Source organism: Enterobacter sp. RHBSTW-00318, from assembly GCF_014101375.1.
Taxonomy (GTDB): domain Bacteria; phylum Pseudomonadota; class Gammaproteobacteria; order Enterobacterales; family Enterobacteriaceae; genus Enterobacter; species Enterobacter ludwigii.
Genome location: NZ_JABXQH010000001.1, coordinates 2,631,436 through 2,653,421 on the forward strand (window position 1 = coordinate 2,631,436; position 21,986 = coordinate 2,653,421).

General features: G+C 54.6%; 18 protein-coding genes and 1 tRNA gene. 9 read left to right on the forward strand and 10 right to left on the reverse strand.

Features of this window, described 5'->3' with window-relative positions; translation table 11 throughout:
• Nucleotides 1–43 precede the first annotated feature (43 nt).
• The 5 genes from dppA to HV157_RS13105 all read right to left on the reverse strand — a co-directional run bounded on the left by dppA (nt 44) and on the right by HV157_RS13105 (nt 6,514).
• A complete protein-coding gene (gene dppA / locus HV157_RS13085; RefSeq protein WP_014168145.1) occupies nt 44–1,651 on the reverse strand; it encodes a dipeptide ABC transporter periplasmic-binding protein DppA in 1,608 nt (535 codons plus the stop codon).
• Between the two features lie 620 nt (nt 1,652–2,271).
• Nucleotides 2,272–2,348, reverse strand: a tRNA-Pro gene (locus tag HV157_RS13090).
• 91 nt (nt 2,349–2,439) lie between these two features.
• Complete coding sequence (gene eptB, locus HV157_RS13095; protein WP_151712455.1) at nt 2,440–4,134, reverse strand: kdo(2)-lipid A phosphoethanolamine 7''-transferase; 1,695 nt, start codon at nt 4,132–4,134, stop codon at nt 2,440–2,442.
• Nucleotides 4,135–4,374: 240 nt separating this feature from the next.
• Nucleotides 4,375–5,577, reverse strand: a complete 1,203-nt coding sequence (locus HV157_RS13100; RefSeq protein WP_134179809.1) for an MFS transporter — start codon at nt 5,575–5,577, stop codon at nt 4,375–4,377.
• Between the two features lie 238 nt (nt 5,578–5,815).
• Nucleotides 5,816–6,514, reverse strand: a complete 699-nt coding sequence (locus tag HV157_RS13105; RefSeq protein WP_068795307.1) for an autotransporter domain-containing protein — start codon at nt 6,512–6,514, stop codon at nt 5,816–5,818.
• A 162-nt stretch (nt 6,515–6,676) separates the two neighbouring features.
• Between HV157_RS13105 and tag the strand changes: the two genes are divergently transcribed.
• Nucleotides 6,677–7,258, forward strand: coding sequence for a DNA-3-methyladenine glycosylase I (tag, locus tag HV157_RS13110; protein WP_014168140.1), 582 nt, complete (start codon nt 6,677–6,679; stop codon nt 7,256–7,258).
• Entirely contained in the window at nt 7,236–7,676 is a 441-nt protein-coding gene (locus tag HV157_RS13115) for an N-acetyltransferase (RefSeq protein WP_182268108.1), read from the forward strand. Before tag ends, HV157_RS13115 begins: the two co-directional genes overlap by 23 nt.
• Here HV157_RS13115 and HV157_RS13120 read toward each other — a convergent pair.
• Nucleotides 7,645–9,924 (reverse strand): molybdopterin guanine dinucleotide-containing S/N-oxide reductase, encoded by a 2,280-nt coding sequence (locus HV157_RS13120; RefSeq protein WP_233100347.1) that lies wholly within the window; start codon nt 9,922–9,924, stop codon nt 7,645–7,647. The two genes, HV157_RS13115 and HV157_RS13120, sit on opposite strands and share 32 nt — an antisense overlap.
• Before the next feature lie 212 nt (nt 9,925–10,136).
• Here HV157_RS13120 and HV157_RS13125 point away from each other — a divergent pair, with 212 nt between their 5' ends.
• The 6 genes from HV157_RS13125 (at nt 10,137) to ghrB (ending at nt 16,124) form a co-directional block, all read left to right on the forward strand.
• A complete protein-coding gene (locus HV157_RS13125; RefSeq protein WP_079231514.1) occupies nt 10,137–10,799 on the forward strand; it encodes an OmpA family lipoprotein in 663 nt (220 codons plus the stop codon).
• Nucleotides 10,800–10,922: 123 nt separating this feature from the next.
• The gene (locus HV157_RS13130) at nt 10,923–11,939 is read left to right on the forward strand and encodes a LacI family DNA-binding transcriptional regulator (protein WP_014168136.1); all 1,017 of its coding nucleotides are present in this window, start codon (nt 10,923–10,925) and stop codon (nt 11,937–11,939) included.
• Between the two features lie 103 nt (nt 11,940–12,042).
• The gene (locus tag HV157_RS13135; RefSeq protein WP_032679355.1) at nt 12,043–12,792 is read left to right on the forward strand and encodes a xylose isomerase; all 750 of its coding nucleotides are present in this window, start codon (nt 12,043–12,045) and stop codon (nt 12,790–12,792) included.
• A 3-nt stretch (nt 12,793–12,795) separates the two neighbouring features.
• Nucleotides 12,796–13,734, forward strand: coding sequence for a sugar kinase (locus HV157_RS13140; RefSeq protein ID WP_025206424.1), 939 nt, complete (start codon nt 12,796–12,798; stop codon nt 13,732–13,734).
• Between the two features lie 108 nt (nt 13,735–13,842).
• Nucleotides 13,843–15,123, forward strand: coding sequence for an MFS transporter (locus tag HV157_RS13145; RefSeq protein ID WP_182268106.1), 1,281 nt, complete (start codon nt 13,843–13,845; stop codon nt 15,121–15,123).
• A 26-nt stretch (nt 15,124–15,149) separates the two neighbouring features.
• Nucleotides 15,150–16,124, forward strand: coding sequence for a glyoxylate/hydroxypyruvate reductase GhrB (gene ghrB, locus HV157_RS13150; protein WP_182268105.1), 975 nt, complete (start codon nt 15,150–15,152; stop codon nt 16,122–16,124).
• A gap of 58 nt (nt 16,125–16,182) precedes the next feature.
• Here the strand turns inward: ghrB and cspA are convergent, their stop codons facing one another.
• Both cspA and HV157_RS13160 read right to left on the reverse strand, forming a co-directional pair.
• Nucleotides 16,183–16,395, reverse strand: coding sequence for an RNA chaperone/antiterminator CspA (cspA, locus tag HV157_RS13155; protein ID WP_014168131.1), 213 nt, complete (start codon nt 16,393–16,395; stop codon nt 16,183–16,185).
• A gap of 245 nt (nt 16,396–16,640) precedes the next feature.
• Nucleotides 16,641–17,351: a DUF3053 domain-containing protein gene (locus HV157_RS13160; RefSeq protein ID WP_020882641.1), complete on the reverse strand. Its 711-nt coding sequence runs from the start codon at nt 17,349–17,351 to the stop codon at nt 16,641–16,643.
• A gap of 331 nt (nt 17,352–17,682) precedes the next feature.
• On the opposite strand from HV157_RS13160, the gene HV157_RS13165 reads away from it, so the two are divergent.
• Complete coding sequence (locus tag HV157_RS13165) at nt 17,683–17,970, forward strand: HTH-type transcriptional regulator (protein WP_014168128.1); 288 nt, start codon at nt 17,683–17,685, stop codon at nt 17,968–17,970.
• A gap of 46 nt (nt 17,971–18,016) precedes the next feature.
• Here the strand turns inward: HV157_RS13165 and HV157_RS13170 are convergent, their stop codons facing one another.
• Both HV157_RS13170 and glyS read right to left on the reverse strand, forming a co-directional pair.
• Nucleotides 18,017–19,636, reverse strand: a complete 1,620-nt coding sequence (locus HV157_RS13170; RefSeq protein WP_182268104.1) for an ABC-F family ATP-binding cassette domain-containing protein — start codon at nt 19,634–19,636, stop codon at nt 18,017–18,019.
• Between the two features lie 272 nt (nt 19,637–19,908).
• Nucleotides 19,909–21,978 (reverse strand): glycine--tRNA ligase subunit beta, encoded by a 2,070-nt coding sequence (glyS, locus tag HV157_RS13175; protein WP_014168126.1) that lies wholly within the window; start codon nt 21,976–21,978, stop codon nt 19,909–19,911.
• Nucleotides 21,979–21,986: the final 8 nt, after the last annotated feature.

Here is a 21,986-nt window from a genome sequence, read left to right on the forward strand (position 1 = left end):
ACCCCTGCCCTCTCCGTGAAGGAGAGGGAGAACACCCTACTTATTATTCAACAGAGACGTTTTCGAAGTGGTGTTTGCCCAGTGGATCAACCACGTAGCCCTTCACTTCTTTACGCACTGGTTCGTACACGGTGGAGTGAGCCACAATCAGAGCCGGAGCCTGATCGTGCATCACAACCTGAGCCTGTTTGTACAGCTCGATACGTTTGTTGTGATCGTCAGTCGCACGCGCCGGCTGGATCAGGTCTTCAAACGGCTTATAGCACCAGCGAGAGTAGTTAGAACCGTCTTTCGCAGCTGCACAGCTGAACAGGGTAGCGAAGAAGTTGTCCGGATCCCCATTGTCACCGGTCCAGCCCATCATCACCGCCTGATGCTCACCCGCTTTGGCACGCTTCAGATACTCGCCCCACTCGTAGGTCACAATCTTGGCCTGAACGCCCACTTTAGCCCAGTCAGCCTGAACCATTTCAGCCATACGGCGTGCGTTCGGGTTATACGGACGCTGTACTGGCATCGCCCACAGCTCAACGGTAAAGCCTTTCTCCTGGCCTGCTTCTTTCAGCAGCGCTTTCGCTTTTTCAGGATCGTAGGTGTAGTCTTTAACGTCGTCGTTATAGCCCCACATGGTTGGTGGGATCAGGTTCTTGGCGGCAACACCCGCGCCCTGATAGACCGCTTTAATGATCGCTTCTTTATTCACCGCATAGGTCAGCGCCTGACGGACTTTCACGTCATCAAACGGTTTCTTCTCGGTGTTGAAGGAGAGGTAACCCACGTTCAGACCAGCCTGCTCCAGCAGGTTGATGTTTTTATCCTGCTTCATGCGCGCGATGTCAGCCGGGTTCGGGTATGGCATGACCTGGCATTCGTTTTTCTGCAGTTTTGCGTAACGCACAGAAGCATCTGGCGTGATGGAGAAGACCAGACGGTCGATCTGCGGCTTGGTGCCCCAGAAGCCCGGGAAGGCTTTATACAGAATACGGGAATCTTTCTGGTACTGCAGAAGCTGGAACGGACCGGTACCGATTGGGTTCAGGTCCACTTTCTCCGGGGTGCCGGCTTTCAGCATATTGTCCGCGTACTCTTTAGACAGAATAGAGGCGAAGTCCATAGCCAGGTCAGCCAGGAATGGTGCTTCCGGACGCGTCAGCACGAACTGAACGGTTTTATCGTCCACTTTTTTCACTTCAGCGATCAGGTCCTGCAGGCCCATCCCTTCGAAGTATTCATAGCTGCCGCCAGACACTTTGTGATATGGGTTCTGAGCGTTTTTCTGACGGTCGAAGGAGAACACAACGTCATCGGCGTTAAAATCGCGCGTTGGTTTGAATTCTTTGTTGTCCTGCCACTTCACGCCCTGGCGCAGGTGGAAGGTATAGGTCTTACCGTCTTCGCTGACGTCCCACTTCTCCGCCAGACCTGGGATCACTTCCGTGGTACCGGTTTTGAATTCAACCAGACGGTTATAGATAGGCACAGAGCTTGCGTCGTAAGTCGTACCAGAGGTAAAGAGCTGTGGGTTAAAGCCTTCCGGCGAGCCTTCAGAACAGTAAACCAGGGTTTTTGCCTGTACGCTTGCTGCCACGGTCATAGCCACCAGGCTCAGACCAAGCTTCAGCATCCCTGACTTCTTCAAGGAAATACTCATTATTCTGCTCCAATGTGATGTTTTGCTTTGTTGTGTTACGCCGCCAGACCTTTATTTATTTTTTACCCGGTCCGGTCGGTGATGCCCGAAGGCGTTTAAGGGATGGAGAATCCTTTCAGAAGAGCGTTTGAGTTGCAGCGCAGATCGTCCCTGAAATGCCCCTCATGCCCTACAATCTGTCAACAGAATGTGAAAACGTCAATACAGGTGACGGGGATTTACGCTGAGTGTGAGAAACCGCAAACAAAGATTAAAAAAACTATGTATGCCAGTTTTCAGCAGGGAAATTTATGCTACTCGCTATGTTGCAGCACAATTATCTTCATATTTCGCAACAATCAGTGATTAACTTTTATTCAGATCGGGTAAATTTTCTTGCAGAACGGTGATTATCTGAGCACTAAATACCGCGAACGTTAAAACGCACAGCGAAAAATGCTGAGGTTATCCATAAGCAACGCGAAAAAAGATCAATCTATATATAAAAAAATACAATGGATTATGTCACAAAATCGTTAACAGACAGGAAGAAGGCGGGATAAGGGGCGTTTTGGTGAATCAGGATGAGTAAGCTGCTAATGCAAAAAGGGCTAACCTTGCGGTTAGCCCTTCTTTAAATGTGGTCGGCGAGAGAGGATTCGAACCTCCGACCCACTGGTCCCAAACCAGTTGCGCTACCAAGCTGCGCTACTCGCCGAATGCGGAGCGCATCTTACTGCTGAGGTGCGCCCCCGTCAATCCCTTAAATTAAAAAAGCCCTTCAACTGGCGATATTCTCGCCAGACGCGTTACTGCGCGGCTTTCGCCTTGCTATCAGGGAGTTTGCACCAGTTGTTATTTTCGTTGATACCGCCGTCAGGAGAGGTATAACCCAGGCAACCCAAAATGGTGTCATACAGCTCAACATGACGACGCGGCACCTTCATGTCTGCCTCTTTTTTCAGGTGGGCAAACATCTTCGCTTTCTCTGGGTCTTCCAGGTACTTGTCCGACATCCACATGATCATCGGTACACGGAATTGTTCAGGCGGTGCCAGCTTGCGCGGCGTACCGTGCAAATGCTCTTTCTCGTTGATTGACTCTCCGTGGTCAGCAGCATAAATAACAATCGCTTTCTTATCACGAAGCTGGTCAATCACCCGGCTCAGGAACGTATCCACATACAGAACCGAGTTATCATAGGCATTGATCAGTTCCTGCTTGCTGCAGTCTTTATTGATGCCTACACACTCCGGCTGCCACTTCGCAAAATCACGCGTGTAACGCTGGTAATAGCTGTAATGGGAGCCTTTAGTATGCAGGATAACCAGATGTTTACCCTGCGGATGGCTCTTCAGGGACTGTGACATCTCCTCAAGGAGCAACATGTCATCCACGTTCTTGCCGCGGTTACGTGGTTCGGCGCCAATCTGCTCGCGATACGAGATGTTGTCCGCCAGCGTGTTGGTGTAGAACCACATCTCACTTTGCATCGCGAATAAATCGGAGCTGAAACCGAGCTGCTTCAGTACCGCAAATACGTTCTGCTCTTTCAGGGTACGCTGTGGGTTATCACTGGCACCGCCTTCACGAACAAACATACAACGCAGCGAGAGCTTGGTTGCGGTATCGCAAGAATACCCCCGGTAAGCCACCAGGTTCTTTTCCTGCGCCAGTTTTGGCGTGGTATCCCGGTCATAACCGAGGATGCCCATATGATCCCAGCGCGTCGTTTCACCAATAACAAAGACAACATAGGTATCATCGAGTTGGTTACCCGGCGCTTCGTAACTGAATTTTTTCATTGGGTTGATGAGCGATTTCACATCACTTGATTCATCCGCCTGCGCCCAGGCATAAAGACCCAGCGCTGAAATCCAGTTTGATGGCAGGTAGGAGTTTGCTACCACGCCGCCATAGCTTGGCATATCCACGCCCGTCGCTTTTTCGATTTGTTTTTGCTGTTTTTCCATCAAGCGGATGGGTACCCATACCAGCAAGGCCGCCAGTACAACGACGGCGATATTCCTGATTCGCTGCCCACGGGTGCGGAGCTGGCGCAGCAACGTATAGCGGCAGGTATTACTCCAGATAAAGAAGAGCGGGATCAGACAGGTTAATACCGTCCAGACGATAAACCCTTTTCCGACCACCTCTTTCGAGAGGTCGATATCCGTTGTCATTACCGACGCGACGATGCCGTAGCCAATAACGACATTCATAAAGGTCATGTAATAACTGGCAGCGGCGGAAATAATTACCACCAGTGAGGCCAAAATTTGCCAGGTGCGTCGGCCGAAGAGTGAGAGCAGGCGTAACAGGAAGAATGTGGCGAGAACGGAACCGAACACTTCAATTGCGGCAAAAATTCCATTTCTTACGGTGAGATGTTCTAAATAACCTTCCACTCTTCTGAACAACACCGCGCCATTCAGAAATAAACCGATATAGACAGCCAGCATCAGACACAATCTTTGCTGGGTAAGAGACCTAATGTATTTCATGCAAACAACCCTGGGGAAAGGGGTATAGAGACCCGCTTAATCTCGATGAGAAAGCAGACAGAGTAAGTAAGTGCGTAAGAAACCGTTATCAGAAACGTCTACAAGCGCGTTAAGTAGACCACAGCGGGAGAGAAAAGTGGCAGCAGAGAATGTGATCGGTGCATTTTTTTACAAAATAACACGAACAGGCATACTTTGGACGACCATAAAAAAGAGGCCGTAAAGGCCTCTTAGCGATAATCAGGCATGCACTTCGTTAAAGACTTCACGCTGCGGCTGGCGAATAGTGGTCGACAAGGCCAGCGAGATTATCAGCAAAGCAAATATCACGCAGAAGGTTACATAGAACCCACCGAACAGCGAGGCGATTAACGAGCCGCAAATACTGCCGATGCCAAAGCCCAGATAGATAACGCCATAGTTTTTCGCCAGATTGTTCAGGCCGAAGAACTCACTGACCAGCGACGGGAAGACTGTAATCGTGCCGCCGAAATTAAAGGCCACACAGGCAATCGCGGCGAAGAACGTGGCTTCGTTCAGTGGGGCAAACAACAGCGCCGCCATCCCCACCAGCGAAACAACCTGCCCGATAGTAATCACGCGGATACGGGCAATTTTGTCAGACAGAATCCCGAGCACCAGACGGCCAGAGAGGTTGGCAATGGAGATGACGGTGACCGCATTCGCCGCTGTTGCCGCATCCAGTTTCACCATTCCCTGAGCAATATCTTTCGCCACCCCAATCACATACAGACCGCTCATGCAGGCTGTCAGGAACATGACCGCCAGCATCCAGTACTGTGGTTGACGCATAGACTGCGCGAGGGTGAAATCATTCTCCACCACACCGTTAACGGTTTTCACTTCCTGCTGCGGCGCATCTTTCATCAGCGTGGCGCCGAACAGGATCATGACCAGAACGATAGCGCCCCAGATCATGAACGTTTTTTCGAGCCCCACGGAAGCAAGCAGGTGGGAATCGATAAATTTAAAACCGAGGCTCCCCAGGCCATAGGACCCGATGGCAAACGCAGATATTAAACCTTTACGTTCCGGGAACCACTTCACACAGTTTGACAGGGTCAGCAGATAACCTGCACCGTCGGCAAGTCCCACCAGCACCCCAGCGCTCAGCCACAGCATCATCAGGTTGCTGGAATGCGCCGTCAGGAAAAAGCCCACGCCCAGCAAGATACCGGATGCCATCGTCACCCGCTTCACGCCGAATCGCTCCTGCAATTTTCCCGCGACGGAAGATGAAAGTGCCAGCCCGAGGCTCAGCAAGCCGAAGGAGAACGCCACCTGGCTGACCGGTGCACCAAGCTTATCGGAAAGTGCACTGTTAAACAGGCTCCAGGTATAGACCGACCCCAGCGCAAACTGGGTCACGATGGTGCCAAAAAGCGTTAGCCAGCGCGTACGGTTGTAAGTTGATGTGTTCATGGCAGTTGTCCTGCAAGAGAAAGTAAGGGAATTCGCTGAGGACAACGATAAACAAAACCTTAATATGCCTGGGGTAAAACGGCATGAAATGCAGGAGGAATGGAATGAAATGCCATAAATCGGGAATGAATGACCTTGCCGGGGAATGAAGCGACAGCGTGTTAGTGACTGCTATCGCTACAACCCCCACGGCTATTGTATTGAGGATGTTATCGGCACGTTTAAAAAAGTAACAACCTTAAAAATTAGCGCTCACGCCAAGGGTGTACATAAACTCCTCACCCGTGGTGGTGTATTCCCCTTGTGCTAACGACGCATAGGCCGCCATATGCGTGTTAAACGGAATATCCGTTCCGACGGTTACATCCATCCAGTTGCCGCTTTGTGCCGGTGCCGGCGTCTGTGGCATCCCAAACTGGGATTTCCACTGGTTTTCACCAAACTGCTGGTTATAGCTTATCTGCGCCCACGGGCGAAGCTCGCCGTACTGTGTATCCACGCGCCAGCCGAGCGTGCTAACGCTGGCATGCCAGAGTGGGTCGGTAAGCCCCTGCGTCGTCGCGCTGTCACCAAATTCGTTGATCATCATCGGTGCCGTGCCGTCATAACGCCATGCCATCACCGGACCGGTCGTGATACGCCCTGACACCGGAATATTCCAGCCCACGCTCATGGCCCCTGCCGGCGTGGAACCCGACGGTAAACTCAGCGCAAGTCCGGGGGCATTTTGTGAGGACTGAATCCGCTCGGCGAGAATATCCTCATAACGCGGTTGGTGATCCGCATCCCATGTATAGCGTTCCGCCGTATTACTTTGGGCGTCTGAAACGATATATTCCTGTTGCCAGGCAAAAGCTGTATTACAAAAAAACAGACAGGCTGAAATCCCCGCCAGGCCAGAAACAGCATGGCGACCACTGATTTTTTTTATCATCATCAAAGCGACTCCAGAGAGAGCCGAATTCGGCGATATTTGTCATTGTTTAGGAAGAGTTTTGCGGGCATATGGCCCTGTATTAACTATTGTCTTTATAGTAGACACGTCAAGCCTGACAGAATGAAAATTTTGCGATAACCGTTTCATTAAGGGAGATAACCGATGCAGCGTTGCGGTTGGGTAAGCCAGGATCAGCTTTATATCGACTATCACGATCGGGAATGGGGCGTACCGGAGACAGAAGGGAAAAAGCTTTTTGAGATGATCTGCCTGGAAGGTCAACAGGCGGGCTTGTCATGGATTACGGTGCTTAAGAAACGGGAAAACTATCGTAATGCTTTCCATCAGTTCGATCCGGTCGCCGTCGCTGCCATGACCGAGGACGATGTGGAACGGCTGGTCCAGGATGCAGGCATCATCCGCCATCGCGGTAAGATCCAGGCCATCATTGGTAACGCGCGCGCTTATCTGGCGATGGAGCAAAACGGAGAACCGTTCTCAGAATTTGTCTGGACGTTTGTGAACAACACGCCACAAATTACCCAGGCCGCCACGCTCGCGGAGATCCCGGCCTCCACCCCGGCGTCGGATGCGCTCTCTAAAGCGCTGAAAAAACGCGGCTTTAAATTTGTCGGCTCCACCATCTGTTACGCCTTTATGCAGGCCTGTGGCCTGGTCAACGACCACGTTACCGGCTGCGTCTGTCATCCAGGGAGGCACCATGATCCGCAAATGGGAAAGTGATAATGCCGGGCCACTCCTGAGTCTGTGGCTTGAAAGCACCACGGAGGCGCACCCGTTTATCAGCGCAAGCTACTGGAAAGAGAACGAAGGTATGGTGCGGGATGTATACCTGCCCGCCGCCGAAACCTGGATATGGGAAGAGGATGGAATGCTGCGCGGCTTTATCAGCGTCATGCAGTCCCAGTTTGTAGGCGCGCTGTTTGTCTCAACTGATTTTATTGGTCGGGGGATTGGGCGTGCGCTGCTGAACCATGTTCAACAGCGCTTCCCGTATTTAAGCCTGGAGGTCTACCAGAAAAATGTCCGGGCGGTGAATTTCTATCATGCACAGGGTTTTCGCATTGAAGACAGCGCCTGGCAGGATGACACTCAGCACCCAACGTGGATCATGAGCTGGCAGGCGGATCAAACGCCGTGAGCGTAAGCTCGGGTCCCTGATATTTCTCGACCCAGGCCAGCGCCGTGTTCCCCGCGCAGCCATTCCCCAGCTTCGAGCTGGGGAGATCTTTGGTCAGAACGTTTACTGCACCGTTTTTACAAATACCGCCTTCGCTCGGCTCCAGGTCTGGCCATGCCCCCTGGTGAATGCAGATAACGCCAGGTTTAATCCCGTCGCTCACCACCGCCCCTGCCAGCACCTGGCCACGCTGATTCCAGACGCGAACCACGTCACCGTCAACGATCCCACGCGCGCGCGCATCTGCGCTGTTCAGGGTCACGGGCTCTCGCCCGGCAACCGCATACCGCTCGCGCAGTGATGAATAGTTAAGCTGGCTGTGCAGGCGATGGGCAGGATGGGCCGATAACACCTGCAGCTGTTCCGGCTGGGCATTACCGTGCCACTCGTCCGGCTCAAGCCACGTTGGATGCGCCGGACAGTCGGCATACTTAAATTGGGCGATACGCTCGCTGTAGATCACAATCTTCCCGCTCTCGGTTTTCAGCGGATGGTTCTCCGGGTCGCGGCGGAAATCGGCGAAGCGAACAAACTGTGCATTCTGTTCACTCTCCGGCATCTCAATAATCTGGTTCGCTTCCCAGAATTGTGCAAATGGCGGCAGCGTCACGCCCTGCGGGGCCCCGCGCTGACCTGCAATCTGGTAGAACGTCTCCAGCCACTGCAAATCCGTTTTGCCCTCGGTAAAACGCTCGCGCCCCCCCGTTTCCCACAACTCGCTCAGCTCAGCAAACACCTCAAAATCATCACGCGCCTCATCACGCGGCGCTACGACGCGCTTCATCGGTACCATATGCTGATTGCTGTAGTCACCGGTCATGGTGAGGTCGTTACGCTCAAACGAGGTGGTCGCCGGCAGCACAATATCGGCATGTTTGGCTGAGGCGGTCCAGAAGCATTCTGAGATAACCACCAGTTCTGGCTTCTGCCAGGCGCGGATCAGGCGATTCGTGTCCTGGTGATGAGTAAAGTTCGCGCCGCCGGCCCACCAGACAAACCGGATATCCGGGAAGTGGCGATCCAGACCGTTATGCTGATAAAACCCGCCCGGGTTTTCCAGGGCTTCAACAATGCGCGCCACCGGGATTTTATCCACGGCATCCACACCGCCCTGAACCGAGCCCTGCAGAGAAGCCAGCACTGCCGCTTTGCGGGTCGGGTTGCCGCCATTGGCGAAGTGATAAGAGAGACCAAACCCACCGCCCGGCGTACCAATTTGTCCGAGCATGGCGGCCAGCGTCACGAGCATCCAGTGTTTCTGCTCACCGAACTGCTGGCGCTGCATCCCCCATCCGGACATTAACATCGTGGTGTTTTGGTGGAATAACGCCGCTAGTTCACGCAGTTTGGCCGCAGGAACCCCACAAATCTCTGCCGCCCACTCTGCCGTTTTGGCCATACCGTCTGTAATGCCCGTCAGATAGTCGGCGAAGTTGTCAAAACCGGTGGTACAGCGTGCGAGGAACCCGGTATCGTGCCAGCCGTTCTCCACCAGCGTATGGGCAATGCCCAGCATCATCGCCACGTCGGTGCCCATATGCGGGGCAATCCACTCGGCGCTGTCGCCGAAGAAGTCCATGGTTTCCGAGCGCATCGGGTCAATGCAGATGATGCGTTTGCCGCTTTTACGCAACGCATCGAAATACGGGATCCCCTGCTCGTCACTGGCATTCCACGCGATTTTCAGGGTGTTGAGCGGGTTGGCGCTCCACAGCACCACCACATCGGTGTGCTCCAGCACCAGCGGCCAGCTGGTCTGCTGCTGATACACTTCGTTACCGCCCACCACGTAGGGCATGATCGCCTGCGCTGCGCCGGTGGAGTAATCACCAAGATGGCCGGTATACCCCCCGGCCAGACTCATATAGCGCTGCAGTAACGTCGAAGCCTTATGCAGCACGCCATTTGAACGCCAGCCGTAAGATCCGGCAAAAATGGACGACGGGCCATACGTGTCGCGAATACGTTTGTGCTGCGCATGGATCAGCGCCAGCGCGTCATCCCAGCTCACCCGGACAAACTCATCCTGACCACGAATACCCTGCGGCTTGTCTGGCGACGCCAGAAATCCTTTACGCACCATCGGCCAGCGCACGCGCGTTTTGCTGTGCACCTGATCGCGAACGACGGTCTGTAAAGAGTTGGGATGTTGTGTTGGCAATGCCCCGCGAGACGACAGAACATTTTCGCCATCGGTTTCGACCAGCATCGGCCCCCAGTGGGCGGCGGTCAGAATCGTTTTTGTTGAGGTGCTCAAGCGTGCGCTCCTGGTTGCGTGCAGGTTTTACGGCCTTCTTAGTGAGGCAGTTTATGGTTTGTCACAAATTTCAGAGTTATACCCGGAATTTTCTCCGTATCCGGACGTCATAATCAACTGCCACGCGCGTCGTGGCAAAGAATAAAAAGGATTAAGGAAATAAGATGAAAAAATGCGTATTCGTTATTGCCGCTCTGGTGAGCGGTGCACTGGCTGTTTCTGGCTGCACAACAAACCCTTACACCGGTGAAAGCGAAGCAGGTAAATCCGGCATCGGCGCGGGTCTCGGCTCGCTGGTAGGGGCTGGTGTGGGCGCACTCTCCTCCTCCAAGAAAGACCGCGGCAAAGGCGCGTTGATTGGCGCAGCGGCAGGTGCAGCCCTGGGCGGCGGCGTGGGTTATTACATGGATGTGCAGGAAGCAAAACTGCGCGACAAAATGAAAGGCACCGGCGTGAGCGTGACGCGCAGCGGCGATAACATCATCCTGAATATGCCAAACAACGTCACCTTCGACAGCAGCAGCGCAACGCTGAAACCTGCAGGGGCGAATACCCTGACCGGCGTGGCAATGGTGCTGAAAGAGTACAACAAGACCGCGGTGAATGTGATCGGTTATACCGACAGCACCGGCAGCCAGGATCTGAATATGCGCCTGTCTCAGCAGCGTGCCGATTCTGTGGCCAGCTCGCTGATCACGCAGGGCGTTGCAGCAAACCGCATCCGCACCAGCGGCATGGGCCCTGCAAACCCTATCGCCAGCAACAGCACGGCGGAAGGCAAAGCGCAGAACCGTCGCGTTGAGATTACCTTAAGCCCAATTCAGTAAGGGCTGCCCCCCTCTTCCAGGGGGAGAGGGGGATAGGGCGTCATGCCGCCAGGTCGGCATGAACCGCTTGCCATCGCTAATTTTCCCGCTAAGGTGTTCTCACTCACTTCAGGGAATTCAGCGATGAGCAAACCAACACGGGCCACAATCAGCGACGTGGCGAAAGCCGCAAATACCGGTAAAACCAGCATTTCACGCTACCTCAACGGCGAGAAACACCTGCTGTCCGATGCGCTGCTCGCTCGTATTGAACAGGCCATTGCCGATCTCGACTACCGCCCGAGCCTTATGGCGCGCGGGCTCAAACGGGGTCGTACCCGTCTTATCGGGCTTATCATCGCCGATATCACCAACCCCTACTCCGTCAACGTATTGAGCGGAATTGAAGCCGCCTGTCGCGAAAAGGGCTTTACGCCGCTGGTCTGTAACACCAACAACGAAGTCGATCAGGAGCTGCATTACCTGGATCTGCTGCGCAGCTATCAGGTCGAAGGGATTGTGGTGAATGCCGTGGGCATGCGTGAAGAGGGCTTAAACCGCCTGCAGCAATCCTCCCTGCCGATGGTTCTCATCGACCGCAAAATTCCGGAATTCGCCTGCGATGTCGTCGGGCTGGATAACACTCAGGCGGCGACAACCGCCACTGAGCATCTGATTGAACAGGGCTTTGAAGCCATCCTGTTTCTGAGCGAACCTCTGGGCATGGTCAACACCCGTCGTGAGCGACTGAGCGCGTTTCGTGCCACGCTGGAGCGTTACCCCGGCGTGATTGCCGAGAATGCCGAAACGCCCCTCCACGAAGCCGATCAGCTCGACAATACCCTGCGGCAGTTCCACACCCGCCATCGCGGAATGCGTAAAGCCGTTATCTCTGCCAACGGGGCGCTGACCCTGCAGGTCGCCCGCTCGCTTAAGCGCATTGGCCTGCACTGGGGAAGCGATATCGGTCTGCTGGGGTTCGACGAACTCGAGTGGGCAGAACTGGCTGGCGTCGGGATCACGACCCTCAAACAACCCACCTGGCAGATTGGCTATGCCGCTGTTGAACAAGTGGTTCGTCGTATTGAAGGCACCAGCGATGCCGTTCGCGAGCAGGTATTTTCCGGCGAGTTGATTGTCCGCGGCTCCACCGCCCGTTAATTTTCCCTTGTGATACCGATCATAAATTCAACATCCTGACCTTTTCTTTGGAACCGGTTCCATCTAGCGTAATAGTATTGATGTATTGCGATGGAGTCCGACGATGGGCAGAAAAATCATGGTGGTCACCGCCGCGTATGGCGCGGAACAGGTGCGACAGGCAGGTGGTCAACGGGCAATGCTGCCCGTCATTGCGGGCGCGGGTGCCGACGGCGTCGAGATCCGCCGCGAGCTGTTCAACAGCGAAGAGCTGCTGGCGCTGCCCGCGCTGGGTGAATCCATTGAGCTGCTGGGCCTGCTGGCATGCTACTCCGCCCCTGCGGCCCTGTTTATGCCCGATGGCACCCTCAACCCTGACCTGCCCCGTTATCTCAGCGAAGCCAGTACCCTGAATGCGCTGTGGCTCAAGGTCTCACTGGGTCATTTCAGCGACACCCAGCCGCTTCACGCCCTGCGTGCCCTGCTCGATGAAAGCGGTATGGCCCTGGTGGTGGAAAACGACCAGACCGACTGCGGCCAGCTTGCGCCGATGCAGCGCTTCAAAGCCGCCTGCCGGGACATGGCGCTGCCCGTCACGCTGACGTTCGACATGGGCAACTGGCTGTGGGTGGGCGACTCCCCGGAAGAAGCCGCGCGCCATCTGGCCTCCGCAGTGAGCTATATCCACGTTAAAGCCGCCGTGCCGCATAAAGAAAATTTCCGCGCCGTGGCGCCGGATCGGGCCGATGCGCGCTGGCTGGATCTGCTTTGTCAGCTGCCCGCCGATGCCCCGCGTGGTATCGAGTTCCCGCTGGAAGGGGCGGATTTAACCGCCGTCACCCGTCATTACGTAAACCTGCTGCGTGAGGAGTAAACCATGCACAAGACGCTGGATGTGATCACTATCGGCGAAGCCATGGCGATGTTTGTCGCCACCGAAACGGGCGACCTGAGTACGGTGGAGCACTTTATCAAACGCGTGGCGGGGGCTGAGCTGAACGTTGCGACCGGCCTGGCGCGCCTCGGTCTGAACGTCGGCTGGGTCAGCCGCGTGGGTGATGACAGCTTTGGCCATTTCGTTCTCGATTCGCTGAAAAAAGAGGGCATTGATGCTTCCGGCGTCACCCTCGATGGACGCTTCCCGACCGGTTTCCAGCTTAAATCGAAAGTCGAAAATGGAACCGATCCCATTGTAGAGTATTTCCGTAAAGGGTCTGCGGCGAGCCACCTCTCAGTCGAGGATTACCACGCCCACTATTTCGCCTCCGCACGCCATCTGCATCTGAGCGGCGTGGCGGCTGCGCTTTCAGCCAGCTCGTATGCATTACTGGATCATGCCGCAACCACCATGAAGGCTCAGGGGAAAACGATCTCATTCGATCCTAACCTGCGCCCGGTGCTGTGGAAAAGCGAAGCGGAAATGATCGAGAAGCTGAACCGTCTGGCGTTTCAGGCTGACTGGGTTCTGCCGGGCGTGAAAGAAGGAATGATCCTGACCGGTAAAAACACCCCTGAAGGGATTGCCGATTTTTACCTTAACAAAGGGGTAAAAGCGGTGGTGCTTAAAACCGGCGCCGATGGCGCCTGGTTTAAAACGGCTAACGGCGAGCAAGGCGCAGTCGCGGCCGTGAAGGTCGATAACGTGGTTGATACCGTCGGCGCTGGCGATGGTTTTGCCGTGGGAGTCATTAGTGCCCTGCTGGAAGGCAAACCGCTGCAGCAGGCCGTCGCCCGGGGCAATAAAATTGGCTCGCTGGCAATCCAGGTGCAGGGCGACAGTGAAGGATTACCGACCCGCGCGCAGCTGAACGAATAAATTCCGTTTCCCTCCCCCTCTCCTCAGGTAGGTCAGGGGGAAACAAAACAAACCACCGTGTACCCTACATACAACGGCGGTACAAACCTCAACAACAGAGGCAAGCCTATGAACAGTTCGACCAATGCAGTAAAACGCTGGTGGTACATCATGCCAATCGTGTTTATCACGTACAGCCTGGCGTACCTTGATCGTGCCAACTTCAGTTTCGCGTCCGCGGCAGGGATCACCGAAGACCTGGGGATCACCAAAGGTATCTCTTCGTTGCTGGGTGCCCTTTTCTTCCTGGGCTACTTCTTCTTCCAGATCCCCGGCGCTATCTATGCGGAGCGTCGCAGCGTCCGCAAATTGATTTTCGTTTGCCTGATCCTGTGGGGTGCCTGCGCCTCACTGACCGGCGTGGTGAATAATATTCCCGCGCTGGCAGCCATTCGCTTTATTCTTGGGGTCGTTGAGGCAGCGGTAATGCCCGCGATGCTGATTTATATCAGCAACTGGTTTACCAAATCCGAGCGCTCACGAGCCAATACTTTCCTGATCCTCGGTAACCCGGTCACCGTGCTATGGATGTCGGTGGTTTCTGGCTACCTGATCCAGTCCTTCGGCTGGCGCGAAATGTTCATTATCGAAGGGGTGCCGGCGGTTATCTGGGCATTCTGCTGGTGGATGCTGGTAAAAGATAAACCTGCGCAGGCGAAATGGCTCTCCGAAGATGAAAAAGCCGCTCTGCAGGCGCAGCTGGATAAAGAACAGCAAGGCCTGAAAGCGGTGCGTAACTACGGTGAAGCATTCCGCTCGCGTAACGTGATTCTGCTCTGCGCCCAGTATTTCACCTGGAGCATTGGCGTGTACGGTTTCGTACTGTGGCTGCCATCGATTCTTCGCAATGCCGGTGAAAACCTTGGCATGGTGGAAGTGGGCTGGCTGTCGTCCGTACCTTACCTCGCGGCCACGATCGCCATGATCATTGCGTCATGGGCATCGGACAAAATGCAGAACCGTAAGCTGTTTGTCTGGCCGCTGCTGCTGATCGCTGCCTTTGCCTTCATTGGTTCCTGGGCCGTCGGCGCGAACCATTTCTGGGTCTCTTACACACTGCTGGTGATTGCGGGCGCGGCAATGTACGCCCCTTATGGACCGTTCTTTGCGATCATCCCGGAGATGCTGCCGCGTAACGTGGCAGGCGGCGCGATGGCACTGATTAACAGTATGGGAGCGCTGGGCTCGTTCTGCGGCTCCTGGTTTGTGGGTTACCTGAACGGAGCAACCGGCAGCCCGTCCGCATCGTACATATTTATGGGGGTAGCGCTTTTCGCCTCCGTGTGGCTTACTCTGATTGTTAAGTCTGCTAATAATCAACAATTACCTGTCGGCGCACGCCACGCCTGAATCCTTAAAAATCAACGGAGATTAGCATGAAGCCGTCCGTCATTTTGTATAAAGCACTGCCGGAAGATCTGCAGAAACGCCTTGAGGAACACTTCACCGTTACCCAGGTGAAGAACCTCAGCCCGGAAACCGTGGCACAGCACGCCGATGCGTTCGCCAGCGCCGAAGGTTTGCTGGGTTCAAGCGAAAAAGTGGATGTCGCCCTGCTGGAGAAAATGCCGAAGCTTCGTGCTACCTCTACCGTTTCCGTGGGCTATGACAACTTCGACGTGGATGCCCTTAATGCCCGCAAGATCCTGTTGATGCATACGCCACATGCGCTGACGGAGACCGTGGCCGACACGCTGATGGCGCTGGTCCTCAACACGGCGCGTCGTGTGGTCGAAGTGGCCGATCGCGTTAAAGCTGGCGAATGGACAAAAAGCATTGGTCCGGACTGGTTTGGGGTGGATGTTCATGGCAAAACGCTGGGCATCGTTGGCATGGGCCGTATTGGCCTGGCCCTGGCGCAGCGCGCACATTTTGGTTTTAACATGCCGATTCTGTATAACGCGCGTCGTCATCACAGTGAAGCCGAAGAACGTTTTAACGCCCGCTACTGCGAGCTGGATACGCTGCTGCAGGAAGCCGATTTTGTCTGTTTGATCCTGCCGCTGACGGACGAAACCCGTCATCTTATCGGTAAAGAGGCGTTTGAAAAAATGAAGAAAACGGCCATTTTCATCAACGCGGGTCGTGGCCCGGTGGTGGATGAGAAGGCGTTAATTGAGGCTCTGCAACAGGGTGAGATCCACGCTGCCGGTCTTGACGTGTTTGAACAGGAACCGCTGCCGGTGGACTCACCGTTGCTTTCATTGCCCAACGTGGTGGCCCTGCCCCACATCGGCTCAGCAACCCATGAAACACGCTACAACATGGCCGCGACCGCGGTAGACAACCTGATCGCTGCCCTTAGCGGAAAGGTGGAAATCAACTGCGTTAACCCGCAGGTTCAGCGATAGAAATGAAAAAACCCGCCAGAAGGCGGGTTTTTAAAATTTGTGCTACTGGGTTGGAAGCTTACAGGCTTACAACGTTACCAGCTGCTGGGCCTTTAGCGCCGCTTTCGATGGTGAAGGAAACTTTCTGACCTTCATCCAGAGATTTGTAGCCTTCGTTCTGGATAGCAGAGAAGTGTACGAACACGTCTTTAGAGCCATCGTCAGGAGTGATGAAGCCGAAACCTTTATCAGCGTTGAACCATTTTACCAGACCAGTCATTTTAGCAGACATAGAATTACCTTAATTAACAAATATATTGTGCCTTCCGGCTTGATGGATTGTGTTACAGATTTTTAAGCGATGAAGGAAGGGTCACTACGAAGGGTATCTATGGATAACAATCTGGACTGCTTTACTAAACTGCTTTAGGTCTGTGTAACAAACCGACCTGTATAGTTATACCGATGTGGTAGAAGAATAACAAGCGTTATTTTCGCCCGGAATAAAAAACCCCGCCTGAGGCGGGGTTTTCCGATTTATTCTGTGGCAGCGACCGCTGCACTCCACGCCTGACTAAAGGCCTGGTGCTGGGAGGCCAATGGCCCAATCAGCGCATTATACTGGCTTGCCTGCTGCGAGGTCGGGAACTGAATACCGTTGGCCACAAAGCTCACCTGAGTGCCCTGCTGGGAGATGAAGTCCCCCACCTGAACCAGCTGCTGCGTGAAAATTTGCGCGGCTGGGATCAGCGGTTGCATCGCTTCAGAAGGTTTCGACACCACTTTCTCATACACTTTGTCGAAGACCGGTTTGAGATCGTCGCCCTGCTTCAGCGCGGAACGTGACGCGTCCGCCTGCATTTTCGCATTCTGCAGCTGTTGGCTCAGCACGCCGAGCGCACCGTTGGACTGGCGCAGCGGTTCACGTTGCGTCATGTAATCCTGCGGGACGCGAATAGCGTTCACGCTATCCACAACCGGACGGATACCGGAATCCATCGCCTGGCTCACCTGCTGTGAATAACCATAAAGAATGGCGTAATCAGACACGAAGGGGCCAAACTGTTTTTTCTGATCCGCAGTCAGCGTCGGCAACCGTTCACCGCTGCGCATCACCGTATTCTGTAGAAAATCGATAAACGCTTTGCGCTGATCGCCTTCTTTATCAAAACACCCACTCAGGCTAACAACCATCAACAACGCCGCAATAGGCGCAAACCAGCGAGAGCAGGACTTTCCTGTCGCCATTTCATTACTCCTTTCACCCAAAAAAGCGCACACCGGCACATGCGTGCCCGACGCTGACAAGGATAGTCCAGGTCAGCCCTGCAAGATACTCTTTTCATGCAAAACGGCTATTGCCGTTTTATTTCTTACTATTTACAAAAAAATACCTGGCGAAGCCGACATAAGCGTAATCAGGTAATTAGTCTCACCCTGGCAACGGCTGAAACGCATAAAGCGATCGTTACCGCACGATTAATCACATCCGTGACGATCCGTCGTTTGTATTAGGGACTATTCTTAACAGGCTCTCTGATGTTCTTGATCCCGGTATGTGATTTAAGAGGAGTCCTCAATGGAATATAAAGATCCTGAGCTTGAGCTGCTGAGCAGCCTGGAACAGATTATTTTTAAAGATGTACCGCAGACGTTAACCCTGCAACAAAGATCCAATCCCTTTAAAGAATATGAGCAATTGCGCAAAGGGACTGGATTAAAAACTGAAGAATTCGCCAGAGCGATGGGTGTCAGCGTGGCTATGGTGCAGGAGTGGGAGTCAAAACGCGAAAAACCCACCCCAACCGAGCTAAAGCTGATGCGCCTGATTCAGGCCAACCCTGCACTCAGCAAGCATATAGCATGATGCAGTAAAGTGAGTTACCGCCCCCGCCTTTGCGGGGGCTTGTGTTTTAAAGGGGGGCACACCACCAACCCGCCTCTTCCCAGACCAGTTCATGCGTCAATGCTAACCCCCGCAAAAAAGCCTCATCGTGAGAAACCACCAGCAATGCCCCGGGGAAACCGGCCAGTGCGGCTTCAATCGCCTCGACCGAGGCCAGATCCAGATGGTTGGTCGGTTCATCCAGCAGTAAAAGCTGCGTAGCGTCCTCACGCCACAAGACACAGGCCAGAGCAGCCTTGAGACGTTCCCCGCCGCTCAGCTCAGCCAGCGGAAGCGCCACTTTGTCGGCGCCCAGCTGAAGCTGCGCTAAACGGGTTCGCAGCACACCCTCTTCCAGAGGTGTATGACTCAGATTGAGATGCGCCATCACCGACTGCGAAAGATCGAGCTGCGACAGATGTTGATCGAGATAAGCGCAGTTTACCGATACCTTACACGTTCCTGAGAGCGGAGCCACTTCGCCGAGAATGGCTTTTAAAAGCGTCGATTTACCGCAGCCGTTTGGCCCTTTTAGCGCCACGCGCATCGGTCCGTCCATCCGCCAGTTGGTCGGCGGGAGAGTGACGTGCGGCAGCACCAGCCCCTCCATCACCAGCACCTGTTTCCCCTCAGCAATCTGGCTTCCAGGCAACGTGAACATCACCGGATTCTCCTCTTCAACTCGCTCCCGGGCCTTATTCACCGCGGCATTCAGCGCTTCATGTTGATCGCCATGCTGTTTTTTCCAGGCGCCAATGCGCTCTTTGGCGGCCATTTTGTATTTGACCCGCTCGAACGAGGCGATATTAAGGTTATCGACCGTACGTAACGTCTTCGCCGAACGCCGCTGGCTTTCGTCATGCTCTTTTTGCATCCGCGCGCGGGTGCGTTTGCGTTCTGTTGCCGCATGTTCCAGTGCCGCACGGGCTGCCTGCTGTTCGGCGTCCCGCTGATGCGTATAGTCGTCGTAACTGCCACCGTAGTGGCGAAGACCCGAGGCGCTCAGTTCAAGAATACGCGGTACCTTCGCCAGCAGTTCACGGTCGTGGGAGGCGACCAGCACGCCCCCCTGATAACGGGCGAGCTGGTCGTAGAACCACTCACGTCCCTGCCGGTCGAGATGGTTGGTGGGTTCGTCCAGCAGCAGATAATCCGCATCAGCCGTAAACGCGCCACAGAGCAACGCGCGAATGCGCTCGCCGCCACTGAGTTCCATGGCTGATTTATCCGGGTCAAATGATGGAAGTTTTGCATGGAGAAACGCCTCGCTCAGGCGTTCTGCTACATCCCAGTGTCCGTCGAGTAACGCCAAATCATCGGGCTGGTAGTCACCGCTGTCGATGCGCTTACGCGCCGCAAAAATCGCCTCATACCCCAGCAGCTCAGCAAGCGTGGTTCGCGGGGTGATATCGGGCTGTTGTGCCACATAAGCGTGCGTTGCAAAACGTTCGATATGACCGCTGGCAGGTTCATCACACCCCGCCAGCAAACGTAGCAGACGTGTTTTACCGCTGCCGTTGCGGCCAACCAGCGCGCACAGTGACGGCGCCAGAGAAAGATTCAGCGGACCAAAAAGGGTATCGCCCGTCGCAAACTGACAGGTCACCTGATGCAAAATAAAAGAAGGGGATTGCGCAAAATGAGCCATAAGCACTCCTGAATGAAATCAAAACATCCCCTGCCGACGCGGTCGCGTTTAGCAAGGATCGAAATTCATCAGTCGTGTTTGTTCATTTTCGGGATGCGCTCCTGAGGGAGAAATATAACGAGAAACAGGATAACGGTAATTTGCTGACCATTTCAAGGTGAATTTTTAGGCGATTGCACTGCGCTTAGCTGGTACACAAAAAAACGAGACATAAAAAAACCCGCCGAAGCGGGTTTTTCTCATCTGCTGGCCCGTCACCGGGCACATGCACGTTACTGCAGCAGCGAAATATCCGCCACGCGCAGGAACAGCTCACGCAGTTTTTCGAGCATAGAGAGACGGTTGATACGCAGCTCTTTATCTTCCACGTTCACCATCACTTTCTCGAAGAAGGCATCGATGACATCACGCAGTTCCGCCAGCTCCACCAGGGCTTCCTGGTAGCGGCCTTCGGCGAAATACGGCTCCAGCTTGTCACGCAGTACCACAACCTGCATCGCCAGGGCGATCTCTTCTGGCTCTTTCAGCGTCGCAGCGTTGACACGCTCGTTCAGCGTTTCGTCGGATTTCGCCAGAATGTTAGAGACACGCTTGTTAGCCGCGGCCAGTGCGGATGCAGCTTCCAGCGTACGGAAGTGGGAAACCGCCTTCATACGCGCATCGAAATCTGCCGGACGGGTTGGACGACGTGCCAGTACCGCCTGAATGGTATCGACGGTGTAACCTTCGTCCTGATACCACGCACGGAAGCGACCAAGCATAAAGTCGATCACATCGTCGACCACGTTGGCGTTGGTCAGCTTATCACCGTACAGACGTACCGCTTCTTCAGTCAGGGTCTGCAGATCCAGGTTCAGGTTCTTTTCAACGATGATACGCAGCACGCCCAGGGCAGCACGACGCAGCGCAAACGGGTCTTTGTCGCCTTTTGGATGCTGGCCGATGCCAAAGATACCTGCAAGGGTGTCCATCTTATCGGCAATCGCGACCGCACAAGCCACCGGATTAGACGGCAGCGCGTCACCCGCGAAACGCGGCTGATACTGCTCGTTCAGGGCCACGGCCACATCTTCCGCTTCACCGTCGTGACGCGCGTAGTGCATCCCCATCACACCCTGGGTGTCAGTAAATTCGAACACCATGTTGGTCATCAGGTCACACTTGGACAGTAAACCCGCACGCGTTGCGTGGTTCACATCCGCACCGATTTCACGTGCGATCCAGCCAGACAGCTCCGCAATACGGTCAGTCTTGTCGCGCAGCGTACCCAGCTGTTGCTGGAACAGCACGGTCTGCAGACGTGGCAGGTGATCTTCCAGACGCTTTTTACGGTCGGTGTTGAAGAAGAACTCGGCATCCGCCAGACGTGGACGCACCACTTTCTCGTTACCGGAGATAATCTGGATCGGATCTTTTGATTCAATGTTCGCCACGAAGATGAAGTTTGGCAGCAGCTTGCCGTCGTTGGCGTAAACCGGGAAGTACTTCTGGTCACCCTTCATGGTGTACACCAGCGCTTCAGCCGGCACGGCCAGGAATTTCTCTTCGAACTTCGCGGTCAGTACCACTGGCCATTCAACCAGAGAGGTTACTTCTTCCAGCAGGCTGTCGCTCAGATCCGCTTTACCGCCAATCTTACGCGCCGCGTCTTCCGCATCCGCCTTGATTTTGGCTTTACGCTGTTCGTAGTCAGCAATAACTTTACCGCGCTCCAGCAGGATCTGCGGATACTGGTCAGCATTGTCGATGGTGAACTCAGGCTCGCCCATGAAGCGGTGCCCACGGATCACCCGATCGGACGCCACACCCAGGATGGTAGCCGGAATAACGGTATCGCCCAGCAGCAGCGTCACGGTGTGCACAGGACGTACGAAGTGCACGTCGCTTGCGCCCCAGCGCATCAGTTTTGGAATCGGCAGCCTGGCCAGCGACGTGGCGATCATGTCAGGCAGCAGCGCTTGCGCACTTTCACCTTTCACATGTGCACGGTACAGCAGCCACTCGCCTTTATCGGTGGTCAGACGCTCAGCCTGATCGACGGTGATACCACAACCACGCGCCCAGCCTTCAGCCGCTTTGCTTGGCTTGCCTTCAGCATCAAACGCCTGAGCAATCGCCGGGCCACGTTTTTCAACTTCACGATCCGGCTGAGACGCCGCCAGGTTCGCCACTTTCAGCGCCAGACGACGCGGAGCAGCAAACCATTCAATTTTACCGTGTGCCAGGCCAGCGTTATCCAGCTCAGCAGTCACGTTCGCAGCAAAAGATTCAGCCAGGCTGCGCAGGGCTTTTGGTGGCAGCTCTTCGGTGCCAATTTCCACCAGGAAAGTTTTCTCAGACATGGCCGCCT

Bases quoted from the DNA above. Each gene is read 5' to 3' on its own strand.
- cspA (WP_014168131.1), bottom strand. From the start codon at position 16,395: ATGTCTGCTAAAATGACTGGTCTGGTAAAATGGTTCAACGCTGATAAA.
- HV157_RS13120 (WP_233100347.1), bottom strand. From the start codon at position 9,924: ATGCTGGTCGAAACCGATGGCGAAAATGTTCTGTCGTCTCGCGGGGCA.
- tag (WP_014168140.1), top strand. From the start codon at position 6,677: ATGCAGCGTTGCGGTTGGGTAAGCCAGGATCAGCTTTATATCGACTAT.
- HV157_RS13125 (WP_079231514.1), top strand. From the start codon at position 10,137: ATGAAAAAATGCGTATTCGTTATTGCCGCTCTGGTGAGCGGTGCACTG.
- HV157_RS13135 (WP_032679355.1), top strand. From the start codon at position 12,043: ATGGGCAGAAAAATCATGGTGGTCACCGCCGCGTATGGCGCGGAACAG.
- ghrB (WP_182268105.1), top strand. From the start codon at position 15,150: ATGAAGCCGTCCGTCATTTTGTATAAAGCACTGCCGGAAGATCTGCAG.
- dppA (WP_014168145.1), bottom strand. From the start codon at position 1,651: ATGAGTATTTCCTTGAAGAAGTCAGGGATGCTGAAGCTTGGTCTGAGC.
- HV157_RS13170 (WP_182268104.1), bottom strand. From the start codon at position 19,636: ATGGCTCATTTTGCGCAATCCCCTTCTTTTATTTTGCATCAGGTGACC.
- HV157_RS13140 (WP_025206424.1), top strand. From the start codon at position 12,796: ATGCACAAGACGCTGGATGTGATCACTATCGGCGAAGCCATGGCGATG.
- HV157_RS13100 (WP_134179809.1), bottom strand. From the start codon at position 5,577: ATGAACACATCAACTTACAACCGTACGCGCTGGCTAACGCTTTTTGGC.
- HV157_RS13130 (WP_014168136.1), top strand. From the start codon at position 10,923: ATGAGCAAACCAACACGGGCCACAATCAGCGACGTGGCGAAAGCCGCA.
- eptB (WP_151712455.1), bottom strand. From the start codon at position 4,134: ATGAAATACATTAGGTCTCTTACCCAGCAAAGATTGTGTCTGATGCTG.
- HV157_RS13105 (WP_068795307.1), bottom strand. From the start codon at position 6,514: ATGATGATAAAAAAAATCAGTGGTCGCCATGCTGTTTCTGGCCTGGCG.
- HV157_RS13145 (WP_182268106.1), top strand. From the start codon at position 13,843: ATGAACAGTTCGACCAATGCAGTAAAACGCTGGTGGTACATCATGCCA.
- HV157_RS13115 (WP_182268108.1), top strand. From the start codon at position 7,236: ATGATCCGCAAATGGGAAAGTGATAATGCCGGGCCACTCCTGAGTCTG.
- HV157_RS13165 (WP_014168128.1), top strand. From the start codon at position 17,683: ATGGAATATAAAGATCCTGAGCTTGAGCTGCTGAGCAGCCTGGAACAG.
- HV157_RS13160 (WP_020882641.1), bottom strand. From the start codon at position 17,351: ATGGCGACAGGAAAGTCCTGCTCTCGCTGGTTTGCGCCTATTGCGGCG.
- glyS (WP_014168126.1), bottom strand. From the start codon at position 21,978: ATGTCTGAGAAAACTTTCCTGGTGGAAATTGGCACCGAAGAGCTGCCA.